General features: G+C 69.0%; 18 protein-coding genes and 1 tRNA gene. 11 read left to right on the top strand and 8 right to left on the bottom strand.

What is annotated here, in order from left to right; genetic code table 11:
• Window positions 1–4 precede the first annotated feature (4 nt).
• The 6 genes from ACTHL4_RS14070 (at window position 5) to ACTHL4_RS14045 (ending at window position 7,408) form a co-directional block, all read left to right on the top strand.
• Window positions 5–1,066, top strand: a complete 1,062-nt coding sequence (locus tag ACTHL4_RS14070) for an aspartate-semialdehyde dehydrogenase (protein ID WP_440283392.1) — start codon at window positions 5–7, stop codon at window positions 1,064–1,066.
• A gap of 143 nt (window positions 1,067–1,209) precedes the next feature.
• A complete protein-coding gene (locus tag ACTHL4_RS14065; protein ID WP_440283391.1) occupies window positions 1,210–2,652 on the top strand; it encodes an ABC transporter substrate-binding protein/permease in 1,443 nt (480 codons plus the stop codon).
• Window positions 2,649–3,428: an amino acid ABC transporter ATP-binding protein gene (locus tag ACTHL4_RS14060; RefSeq protein ID WP_440283390.1), complete on the top strand. Its 780-nt coding sequence runs from the start codon at window positions 2,649–2,651 to the stop codon at window positions 3,426–3,428. The genes ACTHL4_RS14065 and ACTHL4_RS14060 overlap by 4 nt, the downstream gene beginning before the upstream one ends.
• A gap of 49 nt (window positions 3,429–3,477) precedes the next feature.
• Window positions 3,478–4,446 (top strand): DUF2332 family protein, encoded by a 969-nt coding sequence (locus ACTHL4_RS14055; RefSeq protein WP_440283389.1) that lies wholly within the window; start codon window positions 3,478–3,480, stop codon window positions 4,444–4,446.
• Window positions 4,447–4,510: 64 nt separating this feature from the next.
• Window positions 4,511–6,040: an AMP-binding protein gene (locus tag ACTHL4_RS14050; RefSeq protein ID WP_440283388.1), complete on the top strand. Its 1,530-nt coding sequence runs from the start codon at window positions 4,511–4,513 to the stop codon at window positions 6,038–6,040.
• Window positions 6,041–7,408 (top strand): alpha-hydroxy-acid oxidizing protein, encoded by a 1,368-nt coding sequence (locus tag ACTHL4_RS14045; protein ID WP_440283387.1) that lies wholly within the window; start codon window positions 6,041–6,043, stop codon window positions 7,406–7,408. It abuts the gene before it with no gap.
• Here ACTHL4_RS14045 and ACTHL4_RS14040 read toward each other — a convergent pair.
• The 7 genes from ACTHL4_RS14040 to selD form a co-directional block, all read right to left on the bottom strand.
• Window positions 7,371–7,943, bottom strand: a complete 573-nt coding sequence (locus ACTHL4_RS14040; protein ID WP_440283386.1) for a cysteine hydrolase family protein — start codon at window positions 7,941–7,943, stop codon at window positions 7,371–7,373. The genes ACTHL4_RS14045 and ACTHL4_RS14040 overlap by 38 nt on opposite strands.
• A 4-nt stretch (window positions 7,944–7,947) precedes the next feature.
• Entirely contained in the window at window positions 7,948–9,474 is a 1,527-nt protein-coding gene (locus tag ACTHL4_RS14035; protein ID WP_440283385.1) for a purine-cytosine permease family protein, read from the bottom strand.
• 60 nt (window positions 9,475–9,534) lie between these two features.
• The gene (nrfD, locus tag ACTHL4_RS14030) at window positions 9,535–10,647 is read right to left on the bottom strand and encodes an NrfD/PsrC family molybdoenzyme membrane anchor subunit (RefSeq protein ID WP_440283384.1); all 1,113 of its coding nucleotides are present in this window, start codon (window positions 10,645–10,647) and stop codon (window positions 9,535–9,537) included.
• A complete protein-coding gene (locus ACTHL4_RS14025; RefSeq protein WP_440283383.1) occupies window positions 10,644–11,573 on the bottom strand; it encodes a 4Fe-4S dicluster domain-containing protein in 930 nt (309 codons plus the stop codon). The genes nrfD and ACTHL4_RS14025 overlap by 4 nt, the downstream gene beginning before the upstream one ends.
• Window positions 11,570–14,863, bottom strand: coding sequence for a formate dehydrogenase (fdh, locus tag ACTHL4_RS14020; RefSeq protein WP_440283382.1), 3,294 nt, complete (start codon window positions 14,861–14,863; stop codon window positions 11,570–11,572). The genes ACTHL4_RS14025 and fdh overlap by 4 nt, the downstream gene beginning before the upstream one ends.
• Entirely contained in the window at window positions 14,863–15,453 is a 591-nt protein-coding gene (locus tag ACTHL4_RS14015) for a hypothetical protein (RefSeq protein ID WP_440283381.1), read from the bottom strand. Before ACTHL4_RS14015 ends, fdh begins: the two co-directional genes overlap by 1 nt.
• Window positions 15,454–15,528: 75 nt before the next feature.
• Window positions 15,529–16,518, bottom strand: coding sequence for a selenide, water dikinase SelD (gene selD, locus ACTHL4_RS14010; protein WP_440283380.1), 990 nt, complete (start codon window positions 16,516–16,518; stop codon window positions 15,529–15,531).
• A gap of 98 nt (window positions 16,519–16,616) precedes the next feature.
• Between selD and ACTHL4_RS14005 the strand changes: the two genes are divergently transcribed.
• The 3 genes from ACTHL4_RS14005 to selB all read left to right on the top strand — a co-directional run bounded on the left by ACTHL4_RS14005 (window position 16,617) and on the right by selB (window position 19,862).
• Window positions 16,617–16,712: transfer RNA gene (locus ACTHL4_RS14005), tRNA-Sec, on the top strand.
• 56 nt (window positions 16,713–16,768) lie between these two features.
• Entirely contained in the window at window positions 16,769–18,067 is a 1,299-nt protein-coding gene (selA, locus tag ACTHL4_RS14000) for an L-seryl-tRNA(Sec) selenium transferase (protein WP_440283379.1), read from the top strand.
• Window position 18,068: 1 nt separating this feature from the next.
• The gene (gene selB, locus ACTHL4_RS13995) at window positions 18,069–19,862 is read left to right on the top strand and encodes a selenocysteine-specific translation elongation factor (RefSeq protein WP_440283413.1); all 1,794 of its coding nucleotides are present in this window, start codon (window positions 18,069–18,071) and stop codon (window positions 19,860–19,862) included.
• A 9-nt stretch (window positions 19,863–19,871) separates the two neighbouring features.
• Here selB and ACTHL4_RS13990 read toward each other — a convergent pair whose 3' ends face one another.
• Entirely contained in the window at window positions 19,872–21,335 is a 1,464-nt protein-coding gene (locus ACTHL4_RS13990; RefSeq protein ID WP_440283378.1) for an MFS transporter, read from the bottom strand.
• A gap of 67 nt (window positions 21,336–21,402) precedes the next feature.
• On the opposite strand from ACTHL4_RS13990, the gene ACTHL4_RS13985 reads away from it, so the two are divergent.
• Both ACTHL4_RS13985 and icmF read left to right on the top strand, forming a co-directional pair.
• Entirely contained in the window at window positions 21,403–21,900 is a 498-nt protein-coding gene (locus tag ACTHL4_RS13985; RefSeq protein WP_440283377.1) for a MarR family transcriptional regulator, read from the top strand.
• A 231-nt stretch (window positions 21,901–22,131) separates the two neighbouring features.
• Entirely contained in the window at window positions 22,132–25,362 is a 3,231-nt protein-coding gene (gene icmF / locus ACTHL4_RS13980) for a fused isobutyryl-CoA mutase/GTPase IcmF (protein WP_440283376.1), read from the top strand.
• Window positions 25,363–25,377: the final 15 nt, after the last annotated feature.

Below are 25,377 nucleotides of genomic sequence, written 5' to 3'. Positions count from 1 at the left end.
GGGCATGAAGTCGGACAAACCCATCCTGGCGGTGGTCGGCGCGACCGGTGTGGTGGGGCTGTCGCTGTTGTCGCTCCTGCCGACCCGCGACGACCTGTGGGGCGAGATCCGGCCCATCGCGTCGGGCCGCTCCGTGGGCCGGCGGGTGTCGATCCTCGGTCACGAGACCGTGGTGCGGGAGCTCAAACCCGCAGCGTTCGAGGACGTCGACGTGGTGATCATGGCCGTGCCGAGCGACGTGTCGGCGCCATGGACGCCCGTCGCCGTCGATGCCGGAGCCACGGTCATCGACAACTCCGGCCACTTCGTCGGTGCACCGGACGTGCCGTTGGTGGTGCCCGAGATCAACCCGGACGCCGCACGCAACCCCGCTGCCGGCATCATCGCGAGCCCGAGCGCAGCCACCCTGATGATGGTCGGCGCGCTGCACTCGCTGCACAGTTCGTGGCAGCTGACATCGGTCGTGGCGACGACCTTCCAAGCGGTCACCGACGCCGGCGTCTCCGGTGCCCTGCGGCTGTATGACGAGACCATGGAGCTCGCCGGCAATCAGAGTGTCGGCCAGTCGCCGGGTGACGTCCGCCGGATGCTGTCCGACCTGGGGGAGTCGCCCTTCCCGGCGCCGGTGGCGTTCAACGTCATACCGTGGGTCGGCGGCGAGGCGAAGGACGGAGCCACCGACTCCGAGACGGCGGTCCGCGACGAGTTGCGCAGCCTGTTGCGGGTGCCGCATCTGCCGGTCGCCGTGACGTGTGTGCAGGTGCCGGTCGTGCGGACCCACTCGGTGTCGATCCACGCGACGTTCGCGACCGACACCGACCGCGACGACGCGGTGCGCGTGCTCACCGAGTCATCGAACTCCGTTGTGGTCCTTGACGATTCGGCCGGGTCGTTGGACGACAGCTGGCCGACACCGGTCGATGTCGTCGGCGCCGACCCGATCTTCGCCGGCCGCGTGCGCCGACTGGACGGCTTCCCCAACGCCATCGAGTTGTTCATCTGCGCCGACAACCTGCGCAAGGGCTCGGCGCTGAACGCGTTGCAGATCGCCGAACACACCATCTGAGGCCTCCCGAGCCTCCGACTCGCGGATTCGCGACAGAAAGTTCGCACACGTATGCTTTTGCGGTGCATAAGATCCGCTTATCGGTCACCCCACGAAGTTCTCCCCCGCTGCGCTCCTCCGATACTTCGCGGGGACCCCGAAGCGTGGCTCGTGTAGCGGCGCTCCTCGCGACCCTCTTCCTGGTCGGCGGCGTGGCGCTCGCGCCATCGGCGCATGCCGCGTCCGATCCCTCGTCGGGGCTGCCGTCGACCCTGCGAGTGGGCACCGAGGGCGTCTATCCGCCGTTCAGCTATCACGACTCCTCCGACAAGCTGACCGGTTACGACGTCGACTACATCGAGGAGATCGGCAAGCGGCTGGGTGTCAAGATCACGTTCGTCGAGACGCCGTGGGATTCGATGTTCTCGGCGCTGCAGTCCCACCGCATCGACCTGGTCGCGAACGAGGTCACTCTCAACCCGGAGCGGAAGGCGAAGTACGACCTGTCGGCGCCATACGTCACCACGACCGGGGTGCTGGTCGTCGCCTCGGACAACAAGTCGATCACGTCGCTGCAGGACCTGAAGGGCAAGCGGGCCGCGGAGAACGTCACCAGCAACTGGGCTGACGTCGCCACACAGCATGGCGCCACCGTCGTCGGCGTCGAGGCGATGGACAAGGCGATCAGCGCGCTGTCCCAGGGGCGGGTCGACGCGATGGTCAACGACCAGCTCGCCGTCAAGAACTACCTGAACACCAAGGGCGACAGCGGAGTCAAGATCGTCGCCACGACCGCCGACAAGAGCCAGTCCGTCTTCGCCGCTCGCCAGGGCAGCGGCTACATGCCGGCGATCGACAAGCAGATCGCGGCGATGCAGCAGGACGGCACCGCGCAACGCCTGTACGACAAGTACTTCGGCGCCAAGGCGCAGCAGGCGTCCGGCACCAGTGACTGGCAGGTGGTCAAGGACAACGCCTGGCCGATGTTGCAGGCAACGCTGAAGACCACCATCCCGTTGACGATCGTGGCATTCATCATCGGACTGGCCATCGCCGTCGTCGTGGCGCTGATGCGACGTTCCAGCGTGCTGGTGCTGGCCTGGATCGCGCGAGTCTTCATCTCGATCATCCGCGGCACGCCGCTGCTCGTGCAGTTGGTGATCGTCTTCTACGGGCTGCCCGAGATCGGCATCAAATTCTCGACCTTCGTCTCGGCCGCGATCGCGTTGAGTCTCAACGTCGGCGGCTACGGCGCGGAGATCGTCCGGTCGGCCATCTCGTCGGTGCCCGACGGGCAGTGGGAAGCTGCCGAGACGATCGGCATGGACTATCCCACCTCGCTGCGTCGGGTCGTGTTGCCGCAGGCCGCCCGGATCGCGGTGCCACCGCTGGGCAACACGCTGCTCTCACTGGTCAAGGACACCTCGCTGACCTCGACCATCCTCGCGCTCGATCTCTTCCACCAGGCGCAGATCGCCGCCGCACCGACCTACAGCTATTTCGCGCTCTACTGCGCCGCAGCGGTCTACTACTGGGTGATCTGCTTCGTGCTCAACCATTTTCAGGGTCGTCTGGAAACCCGACTGAACAGGTATGTCGTCGCATGAGTGAGCTGTTGGAGGCCACCTCACTGGCCAAGAAGTTCGGTGACCACGAGGTCCTCAAGGACGTGTCGTTCAGCGTGCCGCGTGGCACGGTGACGGCGATCATCGGACCGTCCGGGTCGGGCAAGACGACGCTGTTGCGCGGACTCAACGCCCTGGAGCGGCCGGACAGCGGCGTGGTCCGGATTGCCGACGTCACAGTGGATTTCGCCACGATCCGGGCGTCGCGTCGAGGCCGGCTCGGGTCGCGCGACCGGTCCGTGCTCAGGCGTTACCGGTCGCACAGTGGCATGGTCTTCCAGGGTCACAACCTCTTCCCACATCGCACGGCGTTGCAGAACGTCACCGAGGGTCCGATCGTCGTACAGGGCCACCCCGCGGCCGAGGCGAATGAGCAGGCCCGGGCGCTGCTGGCGAAGGTCGGCCTGGCCGAACACGCCGACAAGTTTCCCTACCAGTTGTCCGGCGGTCAGCAGCAACGGGTCGGGATCGCTCGAGCGCTCGCGCTGCAGCCGGATCTGCTGCTCTTCGACGAACCCACCTCGGCGCTCGATCCGGAGCTGGTCGGGGAGGTGCTGGACGTCATCCGCCAGCTGGCCCGGGAGGGCCGCACGATGGTGATCGTGACGCACGAGATCCGCTTCGCCCGAGACGTCGCCGACCAGGTGCTCTTCATCGACGGCGGGGTGGTGGTGGAGCGGGGCACGCCGGCCGAGGTGCTGGATCATCCGCGACAGCCGCGGACCCAGGCCTTCCTGCACCGCATGCTGGAGGTATGACGCGGGCGTGTGTCGTCGGCTGCGGCCGGCTCATTAGATTGGACCGACCATGATCGACATCGCCGAGTGCCGCGCCGCATTCGCTGCGGCCGCCGAGGTCTTCACCGGTCCGCTCTACCGGCATTGGTGCGCTCTTGCCGGGGCCGAGACCGGGTCGGACGACCGGACCTTCACCGCGTTCACGTCCTACGGGCTGGACTTCGCCGACTGGCGATCGCCGCAGCAGCTGTTGCGTGCGACCAGTGAGGAACTGCGCGCCCTCGGAGCGAGTCGGCCGCTCGCCGGCTACTTCCCGGTGCTGCACGGGACATTGCCACCCGACGGGCGCTCCTATCAGCTGTGGACCGAGCTGCTGCGCGACCGGCGCGGCCCGATCGGTCGTCGCCTGCTGGAACCGCCGCTGCCGCTCAACGATCCGCTGGCCGGTGTGCGCATGCTGCGGCTGGCGACCGAGCACCTGCAGGCCATGTATGCCGAACCGGTCACCCTCGAGCTCGTCGCGGTCGGCGCGGCCGCCGGACTCGAGCTGGTGGCCGAGGCGTTCGAGCCGGATCTGTTGCGGGGACAGCACATCGCCGCCCGTCGCGGCTACGATCTGCACCCGCTGCACCCGCAGCAGGACGGCGTCCTGGACCGCATGCTGGCGCAGTTGGAGCCGGAGCAGGTCCAGGCGCAGGCGCGCGTGCGCCGCGCTGCGCAGATCGTGGACGAACAGGACATCGTCGTGTCCCGCCGGAACGCCTTCGAGGTGGTCTCGGCCGACGGATTCGGCTTCGGCCGGCTGCCCGTGGTCATCGGCTCGTCGTTCCTGTCCTCGGTCGAGGACCGAGGACGGATGGACCAGCTGATGCGAGCTCGGCACGCGGAGGGGATCTGGGTGTCGGATGACACCGTCGCGGTGCTGCGTTCGGTGAGCGACTCCCCGGTGCTGCGGGATGCCGATCCACGGCGACGCGCGACGAGGCTGACGCACTACCGAGCCGGGGAACTGCTCGCCGAAGTGGTCGAACTCGACTGATCTCCTGGCGGCATACAGCTGTGGTTGCCAGAATGACCGGACCTCGACCCGTAGGAGGACGCACATGGAAGTGCCACTGATCGTCCGTGATTTCCTCGACCGCGCGGAGACCGTCTACGGCGACCGCGTCGCGATCGTGGACGAACCCGACCAGCCGGCAACGCCTTTCGGCGGCGGCGCGATCACCTACCGCAGGATGGCCCAACTCGCACGGGCACAGGCGGCGGGGTTGGACCGGATGGGCGTGCCCGTGGGCGGCCGCGTGGCGGTGGTGTCGCACAACAGCGCGCGCCTGCTCACCTCGTTCTACGGAGTTAGTGGCTACGGGCGCATCTTGGTGCCGGTCAACTTCCGGTTGTCGGTCCCCGAGGTGCAATACATCGTGCAGCACTCCGGCGCCGAGGTCCTGATGGTCGACCCCGAACTACGCCACCTGCTCGACGCGGTCGACTGCAACCGCAAGTTCGTGCTCGGTGAATCGGACGACGAGATCTTCGGCGCCACGGCGGAGCCGCGCGCGTGGGACGGCGACGAGCACGCCACCGCGACGATCAACTACACCTCGGGCACCACGGCGCGGCCCAAAGGTGTGCAGCTGACCCACCGCAACAACTGGCTCAATGCGACGGTCTTCGGTTGGCAGGCAACCGTTTCCGACGAGGACGTCTATCTGCACACGTTGCCGATGTTCCATGCCAACGGCTGGGGTATGCCGTTCGCGGTGACCGGCATGGGCGGCAAGCACATCGTGCTGCGCAAGGTCGACGGCACGGAGATCCTGCGTCGCGTCGAGGAGCACGGCGTGACCCTGATGTGCGCCGCGCCGGCCGTGGTCGCAGCGGCGCTCGACGGCGCCCAGCAGTGGGACGGTCCGATCCCCGGCCGGGACCGCACCCGGATCGTCGTCGCCGGCGCACCGCCGCCGACCCGCACGATCGAACGGGTACGGGACGAACTCGGCTGGGAGTTCATCCAGATCTACGGCCTCACCGAGACGGCACCGTTGCTCACCATGAGCCGGATGCGCGCCGAGTGGGCCGACCTGTCGCCCACCGACCAGGCCCGCAAACTGGGCCGCGCCGGTTATCCGGCGATCGGTGTGCGGATGTCGGTCGACCAGAGCGGCGAGGTCCTGTCGCGGACCAATCACAACCTCGAGGCCTACTGGGACAACCCCGAAGCCACCAGCGCGGCGCTGGCGGGCGGCTGGTTCCACACCGGCGACGGCGGCCACCTCGAGGACGGCGCGGTGGTCATCGCCGACCGGAAGAAGGACGTCATCATCTCCGGCGGCGAGAACGTCTCGTCGATCGAGGTGGAGGACGTGCTCATGTCGCACCCCGCCGTGCGCGAGGTCGCCGTCATCGGCATACCGGACGAGAAGTGGGGTGAGCTGGTCACCGCACTCGTCGTCGCCGACGGCGAGGTGACCGAGGACGAGCTCATCGCGCACGCCCGCGCGTCGCTCGCCGGTTACAAGGCGCCGAAGAAGGTCGAGTTCCGCGACGAACTCGCGCGCACGGCGACCGGGAAGTTGCAGAAATTCAAACTGCGCCAACCGTTCTGGGCCGACCAGGACAAGCAGGTCAACTGAGTGGCGCGCGAGCTGTCCGGCATCGGTCGCGCCGTGCAGGGCGCGATCTACGCGGCAGGTGCCTATGGCCGCAAGTCGAAGGTGCCGGTCGAGCCGGCCGCACTGTATGACGCCGCGCGTCGCCGGATGAGCCCGCAGGCGTGGTCGTATGTCGCCGGCAGCGCCGGGATGCAGCGCACCGACCGGGCGAACACTGCTGCGTTCGAACGGTTTCCGATCGTTCCGCGTGTTCTGCGGGACGTTTCGGAGCGCTCCCTCGGCGTGACGCTCTTCGGGCACGACCTGCCGGCGCCGGTGCTCTTCGCGCCGATCGGAGTGCTGGAGATGGTGCAGCCGGAGGCCGAGTTGGCTGTCGCACGAGCGGCGCGATCGCTGGGCCTGCCGATGGTGTTGTCCACGCAGGGTTCGGTCCCGATGGAGCAGACCGCCCAGGAGCTGGGCGCCCATCCGATGTGGTACCAGCTCTATTGGAGCAACAACGACGAGCTCGCCCGATCGCTGGTGCAGCGCGCCGAGGCGGCCGGCGCCCAGGCGATCGTGGTCACCCTCGACACTCACCTGCTCGGCTGGCGGACCCGGGACCTCGACCTCGGCTACCTGCCCTTCGCCCGCGGGGAGGGCATCGCGCAGTACCTCACGGACCCGGTCTTCCAGGAACTCATCCACAAACGTGTGGCGGAGCAGACTACTACAAGCAAGTACAGCACTGCAGAGAGGAGTCCGGGGTCCCCGCGAAGCATTCGGGGGAGCGAAGCGGAGGAGAAACTTCGGGGGGCGGAGCGGCCCACACCGGCCGCGGTGCGCACGTTGCTCTCCATCACCCGCCATTACCCGGGCCGCTTCCGCGACAACCTCCGCTCGCCGCTGCCGCGTGCCGCGGTCGAGACGTTCCTGGATGTGTTCCCCTGCCCAGCGCTCACCTGGGACGACCTGGCGAAACTGCGCGAGTGGACCTCGTTACCCATCGTGCTCAAGGGCATCCAATCGGTGCAGGACGCGCAGTTCGCGACCGACCACGGCGCCGACGGCATCATCGTCTCCAACCACGGCGGCCGTCAGATCGACGGCGCGATCGCCTCGCTGGACGCGCTGGCCAGCATCGCCCCGGTCGTCGACGGCCGCCTGCCCGTGCTCTTCGACAGCGGGATCCGCAGCGGCGCGGACGTCTTCAAGGCGCTGGCCCTGGGTGCATCGGCCGTGCTGGTCGGCCGGCCCTGGCTCTACGGGCTGGCGTTGGACGGTGCCGCCGGAGCGGAGGCAGTCATGGAGCGGATCCTGGCCGAGCTCGACCTGACCATGGCGCTGTCCGGCGTCACCTCGATCGAGCAGATCACCCGCGACTGCCTGGCCGATCCAGCTCGATGGTGATCTGCGGGCCGTAGAGCGCCATGGCCGCGAGTGCCCGGTCGTGGTTGTCCTGCGTGGACCCGGCACACAGTGCCGACGCCACGTGGACGGTGGCGCCGGCATCCGCGGCGGCCAGCGCGGTGGACAGGACGCAGCAGTCGGTCGCCACCCCTGCGAGCGTGAGTCGTGGTGTGCTGCCGACGATCTCGGCGAGCGCCGGCCACTTGCCGAACGTCGGGGCGGTGATCACCGGTGCACCGTCGGCGACCACACCTGCGAACTCGGGCACCAGCGCGTAGAGCGGGTCGTCGTCAGGGACCTGCGCGAACGGCCATTCCCGGTAGTAGCCGACCCAGGATCCCCGCGGCCGCGCGTCCGCGACGAAGCGGGTGAAGACGACCCGGCCGGCATACGCCTCGACGGCGGCCCGGATCCGCCGCACCGTGCCCGCCCACATCGGCGAACCCCACGGTGAGGTCTGCGGGTCGGCGAAGATCGCCTGCGCGTCGATGACGACCAGCCACCCGTCGCCGGGCGAAAAGCCTCCGGCGTCCATCGGATCAGGCCTCCACCGCGGCGCGGTCTGCGATTTCCTCGGTCGAAGCTTCCTGGCGGGCCACCGTGCCGCGCCGCAGGAGGTATGCCGCCACGAACGACAACACGAGGGCGACGATCACACCAAGGTTGGCGTAGGCCCAGTTGCCGCTCCAGGAGGCAGTTTTCGGGTCATACGTGCCGAGCCCGAGCGGATGCAGCAGGTAGCCCTGCCAGTTGTTCCAGGACGCGTCCTGTGCGTAGTTGTTCACCACCAGACCCCAGCCGACCACCGACGTGACGACCAGGATGCCGATCGATGTCCAGTCCCAGGACCCGTAGCGGCCGGCGGAGTCGAAGAGATCGTTCTCGTCATACGACCGCTGGCGCAGGACGATGTCGGCGATCATGATGCCGGCCCACGAAGCCAGCGGCACGCCCAGCGTGATCAGGAACGACTGGAACGGGCTGGCGAAGTTCTCCGCCACGAAGACGACGTAGATCGTGCCGGCCGTGAGGATCACGCCGTCGACGAAGGCCGCTGCCGGACGCGGGATCCGCACCCCGAGCGAGAGCAGGGTCAGTCCCGAGGAGTAGATGCCCAGCACCGCACCGCTGACCAGGGACAGGATGGCTGCGACCAGGAAGGGCACCAGGAACCACGTCGGCAGGATGTCGGCGAGGGCACCGATCGGGTTGCTCAGAATGCTCTCGGCGACCGTGCCGTCCGAGCCGGCGAGCAGCAACCCGAAGATCACCAGGACCACCGGCGCCACGGCACCGCCGAAGGTGTTCCAGGCGACGATCGCCCCGCCGGAGGCGTCCCGGTGCTGGTAGCGCGACCAGTCCGCGGCGATGTTGATCCAGCCCAGGCCGAAGCCGGTCATCACCATCACCAGCGCGCCGACCGTCTGCTGCCAGCTGCCGGTGGGCAGCGCCGTCACCTTGGACCACTCGATATGTGACGCGGCCACGACCATGAAGACGACGGTGATGATGCCGGTGATCCAGGTCAGCCAGGACTGCAGCCGCATGATGACGTGGTAGCCGGCGACGGACGCGAGGACGACGAGGGCCGCGACGACGAAGCAGGCGATGATCTTCGTCGCGGTGCCGCCGCCCCAGCCGAGCTTGCGCATCACGGTCGCCGTGGCCAGGGTGGCGTTGATGGTCAGGAAGGTCTCCCAGCCGATCGAGGTCAGCCAGCTGATGACGCCCGGCACCTTCTGCCCGGTCACGCCGAATGCCGCACGGGACAGGATCATGGTGGGTGCCGAGCCGCGTTTGCCGGCCAAGGCGATGACCCCGCAGAGCGCGAAACTGACCACCACACCGACGAGTACGACGAGGACCGACTGCCAGAAGGAGATCCCGAAGCCGAGCACAAAAGCGGCATAGGAGATCCCGAACACCGACACGTTGGCGGCGAACCACGGCCAGAACAGGTCGCGCGGCTGCGCGGTGCGCTCGGACTCCTCGATGATCTCGATGCCGGTGGTCTCCACGCCGAGGCGCCGGACCTCCTGCCCGGTTGCGGTCGCTGGGGTGCTCATGGCGAGAGCATGGCAGATCCGCGGCGTCGGCGCCGACCAGATCGGCGACGACCTCCGCGGTCAGGATCCGTCGGTGGAGTGACGGACCTGTCGGCCCGCGTCGACTCGCTCGCGCTGCGGCACCACGGTGTACTTGGGGTCGCGGGCGGAGGCCTGCCCGGCCTCGAAGATGCCGAATCTGGTCAGCGCAGAGCCGACCAACAGCGCCACGCCGGACGCCATGGCGACGGGACGCGAGCGCCGGCCGAGCACGGTGCCCAGTGCCCCGATGCTGGAGGTCACCGCGGCGGCGCGCAACATCGCCCCGGGTCGGCCCTCATCCAGCGTGCGTGCCGACAGGCCCATGGACCGGCGCATCCAGGTGTATGCCGCGAGCTCCGCGGCCACTCCGCCGACCGCCATCCGGCGGGCGGGTGCGGCTTCGTGCCTCGGAGAGGTCAGCATCGCCAGGCCACCGGCGGCGCTGGCGGCCGACCCGGCGAAGACGAAGGGCAGCTGGCCGGACGCCTCGTGCCAGGCCGGAGTGGCGGTGTCCCCGAGCAGCACCGCGGTGTAGGTCGCGACCGCCGAGCCGGTCACCGCGGCCAGCAGCCCGGCCGGTCGAGCTGCCAATTGCAATCCCGTGGTGGCCACATCCGGCAGCGCGTTGCGGGCGCCGGCCGGTAAGGCGGCGACGGCTTCCGCGGTGGCGGCCAGGCCGGCCGCCGGCCCGTAGGCGAAAAGGATCCAGGAGCCCATCGACATCGGCGAGGTCGGCCGGAACACGCGCAGCATATTGAGGAACCGGCTGGGCCGGCCCAAGTCGTGGATCAGGAAATAGGTGCTGGCGCCGATCGACACCAGCGCCGAGATCCGGCTGTTACGAGCCAACGCCCGGCGTCCGCTCAGCTCCGCACCGGCCGCCAGGAGCGAAGAGGCCCCGGCCAGCCCACCGGTGAACAAGTATGCCGGGATGTCGGCCTGCCACGGCGACGCCTTGACCACGGGTCGCCCGTAGTACGAGGTGAATTCGGCCTCGGGCACCATCGCACGCTCACCGCCGCGGCCGCCGCGGCGCCGTCGGCCCGCGCCGGCAGCCCGTCGCATCCGCCCCGCCGCGCGCCGTCCTCGGCGGGGCTGGTCGTCGTCGGGCCACCGGCCGTACCTGCTCTCGGCGTGTCCGGCGGTGCTCATCCGCGCGCCCCCAGGAAACTGAGCACGGCCCCGGTCGCGAGCCCGGCTGCTGCCAGACCCGCTCGCTGCCACATCATCGGCAGGTCACGGGTGGTGACGACCGGGTCGGGTGGCAGTCCGTAGACCTCCGGCTCGTCCAGCAGCAGGAACATCGCACCCGTGCCGCCGACCCCGTCCTGCGGGTCGGCGCCGTACAGCCGGGCACTGTCGACACCTTGCTCCTGCAGTTGCGCCACGCGCTGCCTGCCGCGCTCGCGCAGTTCGTCGACGGCGCCGACCATGCTCGACTCGGTCGGGCAGGCCTTGGCGCACGCCGGCATGTCACCGACGCCGATCCGGTCGTAGCACAGCGTGCACTTCTGGGCGATGCCGGCGTTCTTGACCTCCGGGCCGCCGCCCCGGCGCTCGATCACGCCATACGGGCAGGCGGGGACGCAGTAGCCGCAGCCGTTGCACACGTCCTCCTGCACGACAACGGTGCCGAACTCGGTCCTGAACAGCGAACCCGTGGGGCAGACGTCCAGGCAGGCCGCGTGGGTGCAGTGCTTGCACACGTCCGAGGACATCAGCCACCGGAAGTCCGGACGTGCGCCGGACTCGTCATCCGCCGCATCCGCCCCATCCGCCGGCGGACCCACCGACGGCATACCCAGGTCGACCGTGGGGGGACCGGCGGGGACGGTCTGCTCGATGAAGGCGACATGCCGCCAGGTGTCCGCACCCAGTGCACCGGTGTTGTCGTAGGAGTCGCCGGTCAGGCCCTCACCGAGATCTGCCGGTATGGCGTTCCACTCCTTGCAGGCGACCTCGCAGGCCTTGCACCCGATGCATACCGAGGTGTCGGTGAGGAACCCCTTGCGGGCCTGCTGGTCCCAGCCGGCGTCGGCGGCGGGGTCGAGCGGGCCGAACAGGCGATGTGAACTCACGCTTCCTCCGGGTCCTGGTGCCGGGTATTGCTGGTCTCCACGGTGATCCCTGCCCGGGACACGTAGTCCTCGACCAGCTGCCGCACCCGGCTGTCGTCCGGCCGGCGCCCGGCTCGTACGTCGCAGGTGCCGGCCTTGCTCTCCTGGATGTGCACGTTCGGGTCCAGCGTCACGCCGATGAGGTCGTTGGCGCTGTCACCTTCCACGACGGCACCCTTGCCACCCTGCCCCCAGTGATAGGGCAGCCCGACCTGATGCACCGTCTGCCCGTCCACGACGAGCGGGACCATCCGATCGGTCACCAGGACGCGCGCCTCGACGGCGCTGCGGGCGGTGACGATGGTCGCCCAGCCACCGTTGACCAGTCCGCGCTCGGCTGCCAGGGCCGGCGACACCTCACAGAAGAACTGTGGTTGCAGCTCGGACAGGTAGGGCAGCCACCGGCTCATGCCGCCGGCGGTGTGGTGCTCGGTCAGCCGGTAGGTGGTGAAGACGAACGGGAATTCGTCGGCACCGGGCGTATCCGCCGACGGGTTGGACAGGTTGTCCTTGCGCTTGTACACCTGGCGGGTCGGGTTGGACTGCTGGGCATAGACGCGGTTCCGGAACGGCGATTCCTGCGGCTCGTAGTGTGCGGGCAGCGGCCCGTCCAGCAGCCCGCTCGGCGCGAACAGCCATCCCTTGCCGTCCGACTGCATGATGAACGGGTCATCGCCGGCCAGCCCCTCCGGCCCGGCGGTCCCGTCCTCCGGCTGGAAGTCCGGGCGCTTGCTCGCCGGGAAGTCCGGTATGTCGTGGCCGGTCCACGTGGCCGCTTGCTCGTCCCACCAGACGTACGCCTTGCGTTCACTCCACGGCTTACCCTGCGGGTCCGCGGACGCCCGGTTGTAGAGGATCCGCCGGTTGGCCGGCCACGCCCAGCCCCACTCGGGGGCGACCCAGGACTGCTCCGACCCGGGCTTGCGTCGCGCCGACTGGTTGACGCCGTCGGCATACACACCGGTGTAGATCCAGCATCCGCCCGCGGTGCTGCCGTCGTCCTTCATCTCGGTGTAACTGGACAGCAGGTCGCCCGCGCTGCCGTCGGCGTTCACCTGCCACCCGTTGATCTCGCGCAGCACCGCGTCCGCGGACGGCTCGTCGCTGCCCTCCTGGCCGTAGTCCCAGGTCAGGTCGAGCAACGGCCGGTCACGTTCGTCGGTGGAGTCCGCGAGTCGCTGACGGATCTTGTTGCCCAGGTGCCACATGAAGTGCAGCTCGCTGCGGGCATCGCCCGGCGGGTCGATCGCCTTGTGGTGCCACTGCAGCATGCGCTGGGTCTGGGTGAACGTGCCGTCCTTCTCGACGTGGGTCGCGGCCGGCAGGAAGAAGACCTCGGTGCCGATGTCCTCCGTGCGCAACTCGCCGGAGCGGACCTCCGGACCGTCCTTCCACCAGGTCGCCGATTCGATCAGCTGGAAGTCACGCACCACCATCCACTTGCAGTGCGCCATGCCCAACCGTTGCAATCGGCCGTGAGCCGACCCGACCGCAGGGTTCTCACCCATCACGAAGTAACCGTCGACCTGGTCGTCCAGCATCCGCATGACGGTGTTGTAGGTGCCGTGGTCGCCGCTGATCCGCGGCAGGTAGTCGAAGCAGTAGTCGTTGTCCGCCGTGGCGGCTTTGCCCCACCACGACTTCAGCATGCTGGTGGTGTATGCCGCCGCCTCGGTCCAGTAGCCCTTCTGCGTGTCGCTGGTGACGGACGTGAGGTATTCCTGCAGCGTGCCGTGCTGGTCGGCGGTGGGCATCGGCAGGTATCCGGGCAGGATGTTGAACAGCGTGGGGATGTCGGTGGAGCCCTGACTGCTGGCGTGCCCGCGCAACGCCATGATGCCGCCGCCCGGCCGGCCCATGTTGCCCAGCAACAGCTGAATGATCGCCGCGCCACGGATGTATTGCACCCCGACCGTGTGCTGGGTCCAGCCGACCGAGTAGACCCACGCGGTGGTGCGGTCCCGGCCGCTGTTGGCGGTGACCGCCTCGCACACCGACAGGAAGTCCTCCTCGGAGACGCCGCACACCTGCGCCACCAGCTCGGGGGTGTAGCGCTGGTAGTGGCGCGCCAGGATCTGGAACACGCACCGCGGATCCTGCAGCGACTCGTCCCGCTCGGTCTGGGTGTGACCATGCCCGACCGCACCGGCGCCGCCGTGTGTGTCACCGGCCGCACGGTCCCGGTGATCGTCTGCCGACGCCGCGGACGCACGGGCATTGCCCGCCGACGCGTATGCCTCGACGCCCTCATAGCTCCAGCTGGCGGGATCGTAGGTGCCGGTCTCCGGGTCGTAGCCGGAGAACAACCCGTCCAGGTCCTCGGTGTCGCGGTAGTCCTCGCCGACGATCGTGGCCGCATTGGTGTAGGCGACCACGTAGTCTCGGAAGTACTTCTGCTGCTCCAGGATGTAGTGGATGATCCCGCCGAGGAAGACGATGTCACTGCCGGCGCGCAGCGGCACGTGCTGATCGGCGACCGCGGAGGTGCGCGTGAAACGCGGGTCGATGTGTATGACGCGAGCGCCCCTGCGCTTGGCCTCCATCACCCACTGGAAGCCGACCGGGTGACACTCGGCCATGTTGGAACCCTGGATGACGATGCAGTCAGAATTCTGCAGATCCTGCTGGAACGTCGTCGCGCCACCGCGACCGAAGGAGGTCCCCAAACTGGGAACCGTGGCGCTGTGTCAAATACGCGCCTGATTCTCGATCTGGATCGCGCCCAGCGCGGTGAAGAGCTTCTTGATGAGGTAGTTCTCCTCATTGTCCAACGTGGCGCCCCCCAGGTGCGCCATACCGAGGGTGCGGCGCAGCATGCGCCCCTGCTCGTCGGTGTCCTGCCAGGTGCGCCGACGGGCCTCGAGCACCCGGTCGGCGATCATGTCGGTGGCGGTGTCCAGGTCCAAGTGTTCCCACTCGGTGGCGTAGGGACGCCGGTAGAGCACCGATGTCTGCCGGGTGGAGGAGTTGACCAGCTGCTCACTCGCCGACCCCTTGGGGCACAGGCGACCGCGCGAAATCGGCGAGTCCGGGTCTCCCTCGATCTGGGTGACCCGACCGTCCTTGACGAAAACCCGCTGACCGCACCCGACGGCGCAGTAGGGGCACACGCTCTGCACGACCTTGTCCGCGGACTCGGTGCGCGGCGTCCAGTCCTTGCCGGATTTGGCGGCGGCGCCGCGACCCAGCCGGTCCGGCCCCAGCGCCTGGCGCACCACGGGCCAGGAGAGGAAGGTTTTGCCGCGACCCATCACAGCCACCAATGGTAGCCGAGGGAGAAGTTCACCGTGGCTGCGAACGTCAAATACATCAGCCACACTCCGGTCAGTGTGTGGAACAACCCGAGGGCGCGTTCCCCGAGCTCGATGGCCAGGGACGCGAAGAAGTCCGCGAAGTAGACGAGGAACAGCCCGACGAACAGGATGAACACCGGGATGTCGTCGGCCTGGAAGAACACCGTCGCTCCTAGCGCGGAGATCACCATGTACGCGATGCACATCCCGGCGTTCGGGCGGGGGTCGTTGCCCTGATAGCGGTTCCAGCCGATCGCGAACCAGTGGATCCCGTATGCCGAGAACGCTAGGGCAGCCATGTAGACGGGCCCTTCGCGGAAGACCTGGAACCACGTCATGCCGACGAAGAGCAGCACTCCGGTGACGAACTGGCAGAATCCGGGAAGCCAGATCCCCCAGACCCCGACGGACCGGTCCACGCTCGCATCACGTGGCGGATAGCCGAACAACTCCTGCGGGCCGTAGATCAAGTAGCCGGTGCCGAGCCCGAAGAAGCCCAGTGCGAACGGCAGGTACGGCGACGCGAGGAGGGTGACATCTGCGCCCATGGTCGACTCCTTCGCGACTGTCGGTCCTCAGCGTCATACCCACACCGGACCGTTGGAATCGCCGAAGGTGCCCGATCAGCTGATCCGGATGCCGGAGCCGGCGACCGTGTGACCGATGACCGGGTAGCCGGGCACTTCGCCGGCGACGAGCAACCCGCCGGACGTCTGCGCGTCGGCCAGGAAGAGTAGGTCGTCCTCGGTCACGCCCGGGCCGACCGACAGGTGCGGCCGCACCCAGTCCAGGTTGCGCCGGGTGCCCCCGGACACGTAGCCGCCGGCCAAGGCGTCCAGCGCGCCGTCGACCGCGGGGACCGCGGAGCGCTCGAGCACCGCGCCGATGCCCGACGCTCGGCACAGCTTGTGCAGGTGGCCGAGCAGGCCGAAACCGGTCACGTCGGTCGCGGCCGTGACGCCGGCGGCGAGTGCCTCGCGGGCCGCGACGTCGTTCAGGGCGGTCATGCTCGCGATCGCCGCTTCGAAGACCTCACCGGTCTGCTTGTGCCGGTTGTTGAGCAGGCCGACGCCGATCGGCTTGGTGAGTGTCAGCGGCATACCGGCGACACCGGCATCGTTGCGCAGCAAGCGATTCGGGTCGGCGACCCCGGTGACCGCCATGCCGTACTTCGGCTCCGGGTCGTCGATGGTGTGCCCGCCGATCACCGGGCAGCCGGCCTGCGTGCCGACGTCGAGTCCGCCGCGCAGCACCTCGGTCATCAGCTCCATCGGGAGCACGCCGCGCGGCCAGCCGACCTGGTTGATCGCCACCACCGGACGGCCGCCCATCGCGTAGACGTCGGACAGGGCATTCGCCGCAGCGATGCGGCCCCAGTCGTAGGGCGAGTCCACGACGGGTGTGAAGAAATCGGCTGTGGAAAGCACGGCGAGGTCATCGTGCACCCGGACCACCGCGGCGTCGTCGCCGTCGTCCACGCCGACGAGCACATCCGGTCCGGTCTGGCCGACGAGTCCGCGCACGGCGTCCTCGAGTTCGCCGGCCGGGATCTTGCACGCGCAGCCGCCGCCGTGCGCGAAGCTGGTGAGTCGGAGCGTCGGGGTGCCGGTCATGTGATCGAGGGTAGACAGCTCGCGCTGCCCGGGTGCCGGCGGCGCGCAGCGCGGGAGGTGCCGCGCGAGCGAACACCACGGACGGTAGGTTGACGCCTGGAGGCGTCAGGGTTCCTGGTGGGCCCCCCGGTCTTCAAAACCGGTGAGGCCGAGCATCTCGGTCTGGCGGGTTCGATTCCCGTCCGTCTCCGCCAGGTCGTGACGTTCGACGAGAAGAGCCGGCCACGTTGCCATGCCGCTGGAGGTGCCGATGTCGTCGCAGGACCCGCGCAGTCGCATCCCGCGCACCGACACGCTCCTCGCGTCACCGCTGGTCACCGCCGCCGCGGCACACCTGGGCGCCGACACCGTGCGCCGTCTCGTCTCTGCCGCGCAGGAGCGGGCCCGCCGTGGCGAGATCGAGCCGGAACAGGTTCCCGCGGCGCTGGAAGCGTCGCTGCGCGGTGGTGCCACGCAGCTGCGCCCGGTGATCAACGCCACCGGCGTCGTCATACACACCAATCTGGGGCGTGCGCCTCTGTCGCCGGCGGCGGTCGAGGCGATCCGCGCGGCCGCGGGGTATGTCGACGTCGAGATCGCCCTCGCGACCGGCAAGCGGTCCCGACGGGGCACGGCGGCGCGTGCGGCCCTGCTCGCCGCGTGCCCGGCCGCGGAGGAGGCGCTGGTCGTCAACAACGGCGCCGCGGCGCTGGTGCTGGCCACGACCGCGCTGGCGCAGGATGCCGAGATCATCGTCAGCAGAGGCGAACTCGTCGAGATCGGCGCCGGCTTCCGGCTGCCGGACCTGATCGCCTCCACCGGTGCCCGGCTGCGCGAGGTCGGCACCACCAACCGCACCCATCTGCGTGACTACGCCGACGCCATCGGGGCCGGCACCGGCGCGATCCTCAAGGTGCACCCCAGCAACTTCCGCGTCGATGGCTTCACGTCCGCCGCGCCGGTCGATGCACTGCACGACCTCGCGCTGCAGCACGACGTGCCGCTCGTGGTCGACCTGGGCAGCGGGCTGCTGGCGCCGGACGCGCTCATCCCGGACGAGCCCGACGCGACCACCACGCTCGTCGCCGGCGCCGATGTGGTCACCGCCAGCGGTGACAAGTTGCTGGGCGGACCGCAGGCCGGCATCGCGCTGGGCCGCAAGGCATTCCTCGACCGTATGGCGAAACACCCGCTCGCCCGGGCGGTCCGGGCCGACAAGCTCGCGTTGGCCGCACTCGAAGCAACGCTCCGCGGACCGCATCCACCGACCACCGAAGCGCTGCACGCCGACGCCGACCGGCTCCGCAGCCGCGCCGAGGCGCTCGCGGCGGCGGTCGGAGGAGTCGTCATCGCGCACGACGGACGAGTCGGAGGTGGCGGCGCCCCCGGCGTGCCACTGCCCGGCTGGGCTGTCGCGCTGCCCGAAAACCTGGCGACCGCACTGCGACTCGGCGATCCGGCGGTGCTGCCGCGCATCCACGGTGGTCAGTGTCTGATCGATCTGCGCTGTGTGCCGGAGTCCGACGACGAGCGGCTCACCGTCGCGGTCCGTGCGGCGCTGGGCAGCTGACATGTATGTCGTCGCCACTGCCGGACACGTCGACCACGGCAAGAGCGCGTTGGTGCGCGCCCTCACCGGGACCGAACCCGACCGGTGGAGCGAGGAGAGGCGCCGCGGACTGACCATCGACCTCGGGTTCGCTTCGATGACAACACCTTCGGGCGCCCAGCTGTCCTTCGTCGACGTGCCGGGACACGAGCGGTTCCTGGGCAACATGCTCGCCGGGATCGGGCCCGCGCCCGTCGTCTGCTTCGTCGTCGCCGCCGACGAGGGCTGGCGACCGCAGTCCGCCGAGCACCGGGACGCGCTGCGCGCCCTGGGCATCGAACGCGGTGTGGTGGTGATCACCCGCACCGACCTGGCCTCCGAGCGCGTCGACACCGTCACGGCGCAGGTGCGCGAGGAACTGGCCGGGACAGGACTGCACGACGCGCCGGTGGTGGCGGTCTCGGCACACACCGGTGCCGGGCTCGGGCTGCTGGTCGACACGCTCGACGAGGTGCTCGCTGCTGCGCCGAAACCGTTGCAGCAGGGCAGGATCCGTCTCTGGATCGACCGCTCCTTCTCGATCCGCGGCGCGGGGACGGTGGTCACCGGAACGCTGCCCGCCGGCACCCTGACGACCGGCGATCGACTCAGCCTGCTCGGCGCGGGCGCGTCGGCGGTCACGGTGCGCGGCCTCCAGCAGCACGGTGCGACGGTCGCGACCGTCGGTCCGGTCAGCCGGGTCGCGGTCAACCTGCGGGGGATCGCAGCGGACGCCGTCCATCGCGGCGACGCCCTCCTGACACCGGACGCCTGGCAACTCACATCTGAGCTCGACGTGCGTCGCGGGTCGGGCCCTGAGCTACCCGAGTTGCCGGAGCATCTCATGGTCCACTTCGGCACTCTTGCCGTCCCCGCGCGACTGCGGCCGTTCGACGGGACGACCGCCCGCGTCCTGCTGGAGCGCGAGGTGCCGGCCACGCTCGGCGACCGGATGATCTTGCGGGACAACGGATCCCGTCGGTTCGCCGGGGTGCGGGTGCTGGACGTCGAGCCACCGCGGTTGCGGCGCCGTGGTGCGGGTGCCCGGCGCGCCCGGCAACTGGCCGACCGTCCCCCGACCGGTGATCTGCGGGCCGAGGTGGCGCGGCGTGGTGCGGTCCGTCGGGACCAGCTGGAACGGCTGGGCATCGTGCTGCCGGCGAACCCCGCGCAGGACATCGTGGTGCACGGCAATTGGTGGATCCACCGGGCGGCATTGGATGGCTGGTCCGAGGCGCTGCAAGCCGCGGTCGCCGCCGACCTGGCGCGTCACCCGTTGTCGGCCGGACTGACCCGTGGCGCCGCGATCAGCGCGCTGGGCCTCCCGGACGCCTCGTTGCTGGACGTGGTGGTCGCCGCAGCGGGTCTGACCCGGCAGTCAGGTGTCGTGACCGGCACCACCGCCTCGGACCTGGGCAGTGCGGAAACGGCTGTCGCGACGCTGGAGCGGCGACTGCGGCAGGCGCCGTTCGCGGCACCGGAGGCCGACGAACTCGCCGAGCTCGGCATCGGTCGCGAGGCGCTGGCCGCTGCCGAACGGCTCGGCCGGTTGCTGCGACTGGGTGACGGCGTCGTGTTGCTGCCGACCGCCCCGGCCTTGGCGATGCGTGAACTGGCTAGATTGCCAGACGTGTTCACCACCAGTGAGGCACGAAGAGCGCTGAGCACAACGCGCCGTGTCGCCATACCCCTGCTGGAGCACCTGGACGCTCGTGGCTGGACCAGACGCATCGACGCCGGACACCGCACCGTGGTGCGGGCCGGCGTCAGGGCGTGAAGCGACGGCTCAGGCGTCGGCGAGCGCGGGCTCGTCGACCACCGGCTCCCAGTCCTTGGGACGACGTCCGGAGATCGTCAGGGCGATGGCGCCGCCCACCAGCGCGGCGAGCGCGCCCACCAGGAAGCACACCTTGAACGCATCCTCGGACGGTATGGCGGGTGTGCCCGGCTTCAGTGTGATGGTCTGGCTGGTCAGCAGGCTGGCCATGACAGCGCCGGCGACCGTGGTGCCGATCGACCGCATGACGGTGTTAATCCCGACGCCGGAGCCGGCCTCGGCCGGCGGCACGTTCTCCAGGATGAGGGTCGGCATGGCGGCATACCCGATGCCGACGCCGGCCATGCTGATGCAACTGGCCACCAGTAGCTGCCACGGCGCGCTCATCATGAACAGCGCCACCAGGTAGCCGGCGCCGATGACTCCGGCACCGATCGCCAGGGTGATCCGTGCGCCGAGGGTGGTCATCATCTTGCTCGACACCGGGGCGAGGAACATCATCATCAGCCCGCCGGGCGCCATCCAGAGGCCGGCCTCGAGGATCGACTGACCCAGGCCGTAGCCGGTGGCCGCGGGCATCTCCAGCAGCTGCGGCACCACGATGGACTGCGCCATCATGCCGAATCCGATGAGCATGGCGGCGATGTTCGTCAGCAGGACCGGCCGGCGCGCGGTGGTCCGCAGGTCGACCAGCGGGTCCTTGCGGCGCAGTTCGTAGAGTCCGAACAGCACCAGCACCGCGAGCCCGCCGATCACGCAGAGCAGGGTGTCGGACGATGCCCAGCCCCAGTCGTTGCCCTTGGAGACGCCCACGAGAGTGGCCACGAGCCCGATCGCCAGGGCGACGGCGCCGACGACATCGATCGATGCCGGGTGTCCGTCGGAGACATTGGGCACCAGCAGCCCGGTGGCGACGACCATCAACACGGCGAGGACGGCAGACACCCAGAAGAGCGCGTGCCAGTTGTAGTCCTGCGCGATCCATGCGGCGAGCGGCAGGCCGATGGCGCCGCCGACGCCCATCGTGGCGCTCAGCGTGGCGATCGCGGTCGAGGCCATCTGCGGCGGCACCACTTCGCGGACCATGCTGATCGCGACCGGGATGAAGCCCATGGCGATGCCCTGCAGGAACCGGCCGCCGATCATCGGCCAGACGGTCGTGGACAGCGCGCAGATGATGGAGCCGACCACCAGGACGATCGATGATCCGACGAGCACGCGCTGCTTGCCGATGATGTCGCCGAGACGTCCGGCGACCGGCATGGCGACGGCGCCGCCGAGCAGCGTCGCGGTGACGACCCAGGAGGCGTCGCTGGCTGACGCGTGCAGCAGGTGGGGCAGCTCGATCTGGATCGGCAGCACCAGTGTCTGCATCAGCGCGGCGGACAGCGCGCCGAAGCACAGCACGGCGATGATCAGGTGGGGTTTGACCGCGGTCGGTGGCGCGGGTGGTGCATCAGCGGTGGTTTTCATCGGACCTCACGTTTCTCTTGTTATATGTATGGTGCATGCATATGACTCCATCTGTCAAAATGCCGACATGACCACCGATGACGTGCCGCACTCGCGCACCCAGGAGGCCGAGCTGACCGTGCTCGCGCGCAATGCGCGCCTCACCCCGGCGCAGCGAGCGGCGGCGATCCTGCACTCGTTCGACGTCGACCGACGGGTGGTCGAGGCTCGGACGAGTCTGACGACCGCGGACCTCCGCCTGCTGTGGTTGCTGTCCGACGGTCGGGCGCGGACGCAGCGCGACATCTCCACCGAGCTGAATCTCGAGCAGTCGACGGTCAATCGGCAGGTCAACGCAGCGCTGCGCGCCGGCCATCTGGAGCGGCAGGCCGCCGACTCGGGTCCCGCGCTGTTGGTGGCGACCGGCGAGGGCCGGCGGCGGTATGACGCCGACGTCGAGGCGCTGATCCGGTTGCTCGGGACGGCGTTGCAGTCGCTCGGTGACGAGCGCGAGCACTTCCTGGTGTCGCTGGCGACCTTCGTGGAGGCCTATCGGGCGGCGGCCGGCGTCCATTCGGGCCCCTGATCTCGTGTAGCCCCGGCTCCTGGGCTGTTGGGACCCCGCCATCGCAGAGTGGCGTCCGGGTGTCCGGGTGTCCGGCGGCGATTGGACCGCAAATACTTGGACGTCCTACCATTGAGGCGAGTATGTCGAGTCCGATCCTGAACAAACACGGGAGACTCGGGCTGAGGTGGTGTGGCCGAGCTCGCGAGTGACAGCACCACCTCGGACCGGGTCTCGATGAGTGGAGATCCCATGTCCGAGGCACCCGAGCTGCACGTCCCGGAGAACCCGGTGCGCATCATCACGGCGTCCAGCCTGTTCGACGGGCACGACGCGTCGATCAACATCATGCGGCGCATCATGCAGAGCCAGGGCGCGGAGGTGGTTCACCTCGGTCACAACCGCAGCGTCCAGGAGGTCGTCGACGCGGCGATCGAGGAGGACGCACAGGGCATCGCGGTCAGTTCCTACCAGGGCGGCCACGTCGAATACTTCGAATACCTGGTGCAGCTGCTGCGCGACGCCGGAGCCGACCACATCCGCGTCGTCGGCGGTGGCGGCGGTGTCATCGTGCCGGAGGAGATCGACCGGCTGCGCGCATCGGGCGTGACGATCTTCAGCCCACAGGACGGCCAGCGGCTCGGCCTGGTCGGCATGATCAACCAGGTCATCAAGGACTGCGACTTCAATGTGTATGACGTCTCCCGTCCCGACGCGCAGGCGGTGATCTCCGGGGATCGCGCGGCCGTCGCGCGCACCATCAGCGGCGCCGAGCAGGGCGCGCTCGGTGCGGGTCTGCTGGACCAGTTGCGGTCCGCCGCCGAGGACCGCCGGACCCCGGTCCTGGGCATCACCGGCACCGGCGGCTCGGGCAAGTCCAGTCTGACCGATGAGTTGGTGCGCCGCTTCCGGATGGACCAGCAGGACAAGCTGCGCGTGGCGTGCGTCGCGATCGACCCGACGCGCCGCCGTGGTGGCGGCGCGTTGCTCGGTGACCGGATCCGGATGAACTCCCTGGACGGCGAGCGCATCTTCTTCCGGTCGCTGGCCACCCGCGGGGGTCGGGAGGTCCCCGAGGAACTCGCCGAGGTGCTGACGGTGCTGCGCGCCGCGGCATACGACCTGGTGATCGTGGAGACACCCGGCATCGGCCAGGGCGATGCCGCGATCATCGACTTCGCGGACGTCAACCTCTACGTGATGACGCCCGAGTTCGGCGCGCAGAGCCAGCTGGAGAAGATCGACATGCTCGACTTCGCCGACGTGGTCGCGATCAACAAGTTCGAGCGCCGTGGGGCGATGGACGCGCTGCGCGACGTCGGCCGCCAGATGGTCCGCAACCGCGAGGCGTTCGGCAAGAAACCCGAGGACATGCCGGTCTTCGGCACCTCCGCCGCCACGTTCAACGACGACGGCGTCACCGCTCTCTATCAGGAGCTGGTCGCCGAGCTCGGCGCGAAGGGCCTGGAGCTGCCCGCGGGGACGCTCGAGCCGGTGTCGGTGCGGCACTCCTCGGTGCTGCGGCAAGTGGTGCCGCCGCAGCGGGTCCGCTACCTGGCCGAGATCAGCGAGACGGTGCGTGGCTATCACGCCGACACGCGCCGGTATGCCGACGCGGCGCGCCGGGTGCAGCATCTGACGACGGCCCGGGATGCGCTGGCGGACAAGGCTCCCGGAGCGCTCAATGTCCTGATCGACGAGGCCGGCGAGGTGCTGCCCGGCTCGGTGAGCCGGCTACTCACCGACTGGCCGAAGGTCGTGGAGTCCTACAGCGGCGACGAGCAGGTCGTGACCATCCGCGACAAGGAGATCCACACGACGCTTGCGCGGGAGTCGTTGTCCGGAAACAAGATCCGCCGGGTCGCCTTGCCGAGGTACCAGGACGACGGTGAGCTGCTGTCGTTCCTCCGCCGGGAGAACCTGCCGGGCCACTTCCCTTACACAGCAGGGGTTTTCCCGTTCAAGCGGGACAACGAGGACCCGGCCCGGATGTTCGCCGGCGAGGGCGACCCGTTCCGCACCAACCGCCGCTTCAAGCTGCTGTCAGAAGGGCAGCCGGCGACCCGCCTGTCGACGGCGTTCGACTCGGTGACCCTCTACGGCCGGGACCCGGATCTGCGTCCGGACATCTACGGAAAGGTCGGTACCTCAGGCGTTTCCATCGCGACGCTGGACGACATGAAGGTCCTCTACGACGGCTTCGACCTCACCTCGCCGTCGACCAGCGTGTCGATGACGATCAACGGACCGGCGCCGACCATCCTGGCGTTCTTCCTCAATACGGTGATCGATCAGGAGCAGGCGAAGTTCTCCGAGCGTGAGGGGCGCGAGCCGAATGCCGAGGAGACGCAACAGGTTCGGGCGCGGGCGCTCGCGACGGTGCGTGGCACGGTGCAGGCGGACATCCTCAAGGAGGACCAGGGCCAGAACACCTGCTTGTTCTCCACCGAGTTCTCCCTGCGGATGAGGGCCGATATCCAGGAGTGGTTCATCGCCAACCAGGTCCGCAACTTCTACTCGGTGTCCATCAGCGGCTACCACATCGCCGAAGCCGGCGCGAATCCGTTGAGCCAGCTGGCGTTCACGCTCGCCAACGGGTTCACCTACGTGGAGGCCTACCTGGCGCGCGGCATGGACATCGACGATTTCGCGCCGAACCTGTCGTTCTTCTTCTCCAACGGCATGGACCCCGAATACTCGGTCATCGGCCGGGTGGCGCGACGCATCTGGGCGGTCGCGATGAAGGAGAAGTACGGCGCCAACGCGCGCAGCCAGAAGTTGAAGTACCACGTGCAGACGTCCGGCCGTTCGCTGCACGCGCAGGAGATGAACTTCAACGACATACGCACGACGCTGCAGGCGCTCATCGCGATCTACGACAACGCCAACTCACTGCACACCAATGCGTATGACGAGGCAGTGACCACGCCGTCGGAGGAGTCGGTGCGCCGGGCGCTCGCCATCCAGCTGATCATCAACCGCGAGTGGGGGTTGGCGATGAACGAGAACCCGCTGCAGGGTTCGTTCATCATCGACGAGCTGACCGATCTGGTCGAGGAGGCCGTGCTCGCGGAGTTCGACCGGATCGCCGAGCGCGGCGGGGTCCTGGGTGCGATGGAGACCGGTTACCAGCGCGGCAAGATCCAGGACGAGTCGATGGTCTACGAGCACCGCAAGCACGACGGCTCGCTGCCCATCGTCGGGGTCAACACCTTCCGCAACCCGCACGAGGACCAGCAGCGGCAGAAGGTCGAGCTCGCGCGAGCCTCCGAGCAGGAGAAGGAGTCGCAGCTGTCCCGCGTCGGTGCCTTCCAACAGGAGCACCGCGACGAGGCGCAGGTCGCGCTGGCCCGGTTGCGCGAGGCGGCGACCAAGGGCGAGAACGTCTTCGCGGTGCTGATGGACGCGGCCCGGGTGTGCTCGCTCGGTCAGGTCACCGAGGCGTTCTTCGAGGTGGGTGGGCAATACCGCCGCAACGTCTGACCCGCCTCACCGAGC

Source organism: Flexivirga sp., from assembly GCF_051955415.1.
In the GTDB taxonomy this organism is placed as follows: domain Bacteria; phylum Actinomycetota; class Actinomycetes; order Actinomycetales; family Dermatophilaceae; genus Flexivirga.
This window is presented reverse-complemented; position numbering and strand designations above follow the sequence as displayed.

Excerpts from the sequence above, each read along its gene's own strand:
- ACTHL4_RS14070 (WP_440283392.1), top strand. The coding sequence starts at position 5 with ATGAAGTCGGACAAACCCATCCTGGCGGTGGTCGGCGCGACCGGTGTG.
- ACTHL4_RS14060 (WP_440283390.1), top strand. The coding sequence starts at position 2,649 with ATGAGTGAGCTGTTGGAGGCCACCTCACTGGCCAAGAAGTTCGGTGAC.
- ACTHL4_RS14055 (WP_440283389.1), top strand. The coding sequence starts at position 3,478 with ATGATCGACATCGCCGAGTGCCGCGCCGCATTCGCTGCGGCCGCCGAG.
- ACTHL4_RS14050 (WP_440283388.1), top strand. The coding sequence starts at position 4,511 with ATGGAAGTGCCACTGATCGTCCGTGATTTCCTCGACCGCGCGGAGACC.
- ACTHL4_RS14040 (WP_440283386.1), bottom strand. The coding sequence starts at position 7,943 with ATGGACGCCGGAGGCTTTTCGCCCGGCGACGGGTGGCTGGTCGTCATC.
- ACTHL4_RS14035 (WP_440283385.1), bottom strand. The coding sequence starts at position 9,474 with ATGAGCACCCCAGCGACCGCAACCGGGCAGGAGGTCCGGCGCCTCGGC.
- nrfD (WP_440283384.1), bottom strand. The coding sequence starts at position 10,647 with ATGAGCACCGCCGGACACGCCGAGAGCAGGTACGGCCGGTGGCCCGAC.
- ACTHL4_RS14015 (WP_440283381.1), bottom strand. The coding sequence starts at position 15,453 with ATGGGCGCAGATGTCACCCTCCTCGCGTCGCCGTACCTGCCGTTCGCA.
- selD (WP_440283380.1), bottom strand. The coding sequence starts at position 16,518 with ATGACCGGCACCCCGACGCTCCGACTCACCAGCTTCGCGCACGGCGGC.
- selA (WP_440283379.1), top strand. The coding sequence starts at position 16,769 with ATGTCGTCGCAGGACCCGCGCAGTCGCATCCCGCGCACCGACACGCTC.
- selB (WP_440283413.1), top strand. The coding sequence starts at position 18,069 with ATGTATGTCGTCGCCACTGCCGGACACGTCGACCACGGCAAGAGCGCG.
- ACTHL4_RS13990 (WP_440283378.1), bottom strand. The coding sequence starts at position 21,335 with ATGAAAACCACCGCTGATGCACCACCCGCGCCACCGACCGCGGTCAAA.
- ACTHL4_RS13985 (WP_440283377.1), top strand. The coding sequence starts at position 21,403 with ATGACCACCGATGACGTGCCGCACTCGCGCACCCAGGAGGCCGAGCTG.
- icmF (WP_440283376.1), top strand. The coding sequence starts at position 22,132 with ATGTCCGAGGCACCCGAGCTGCACGTCCCGGAGAACCCGGTGCGCATC.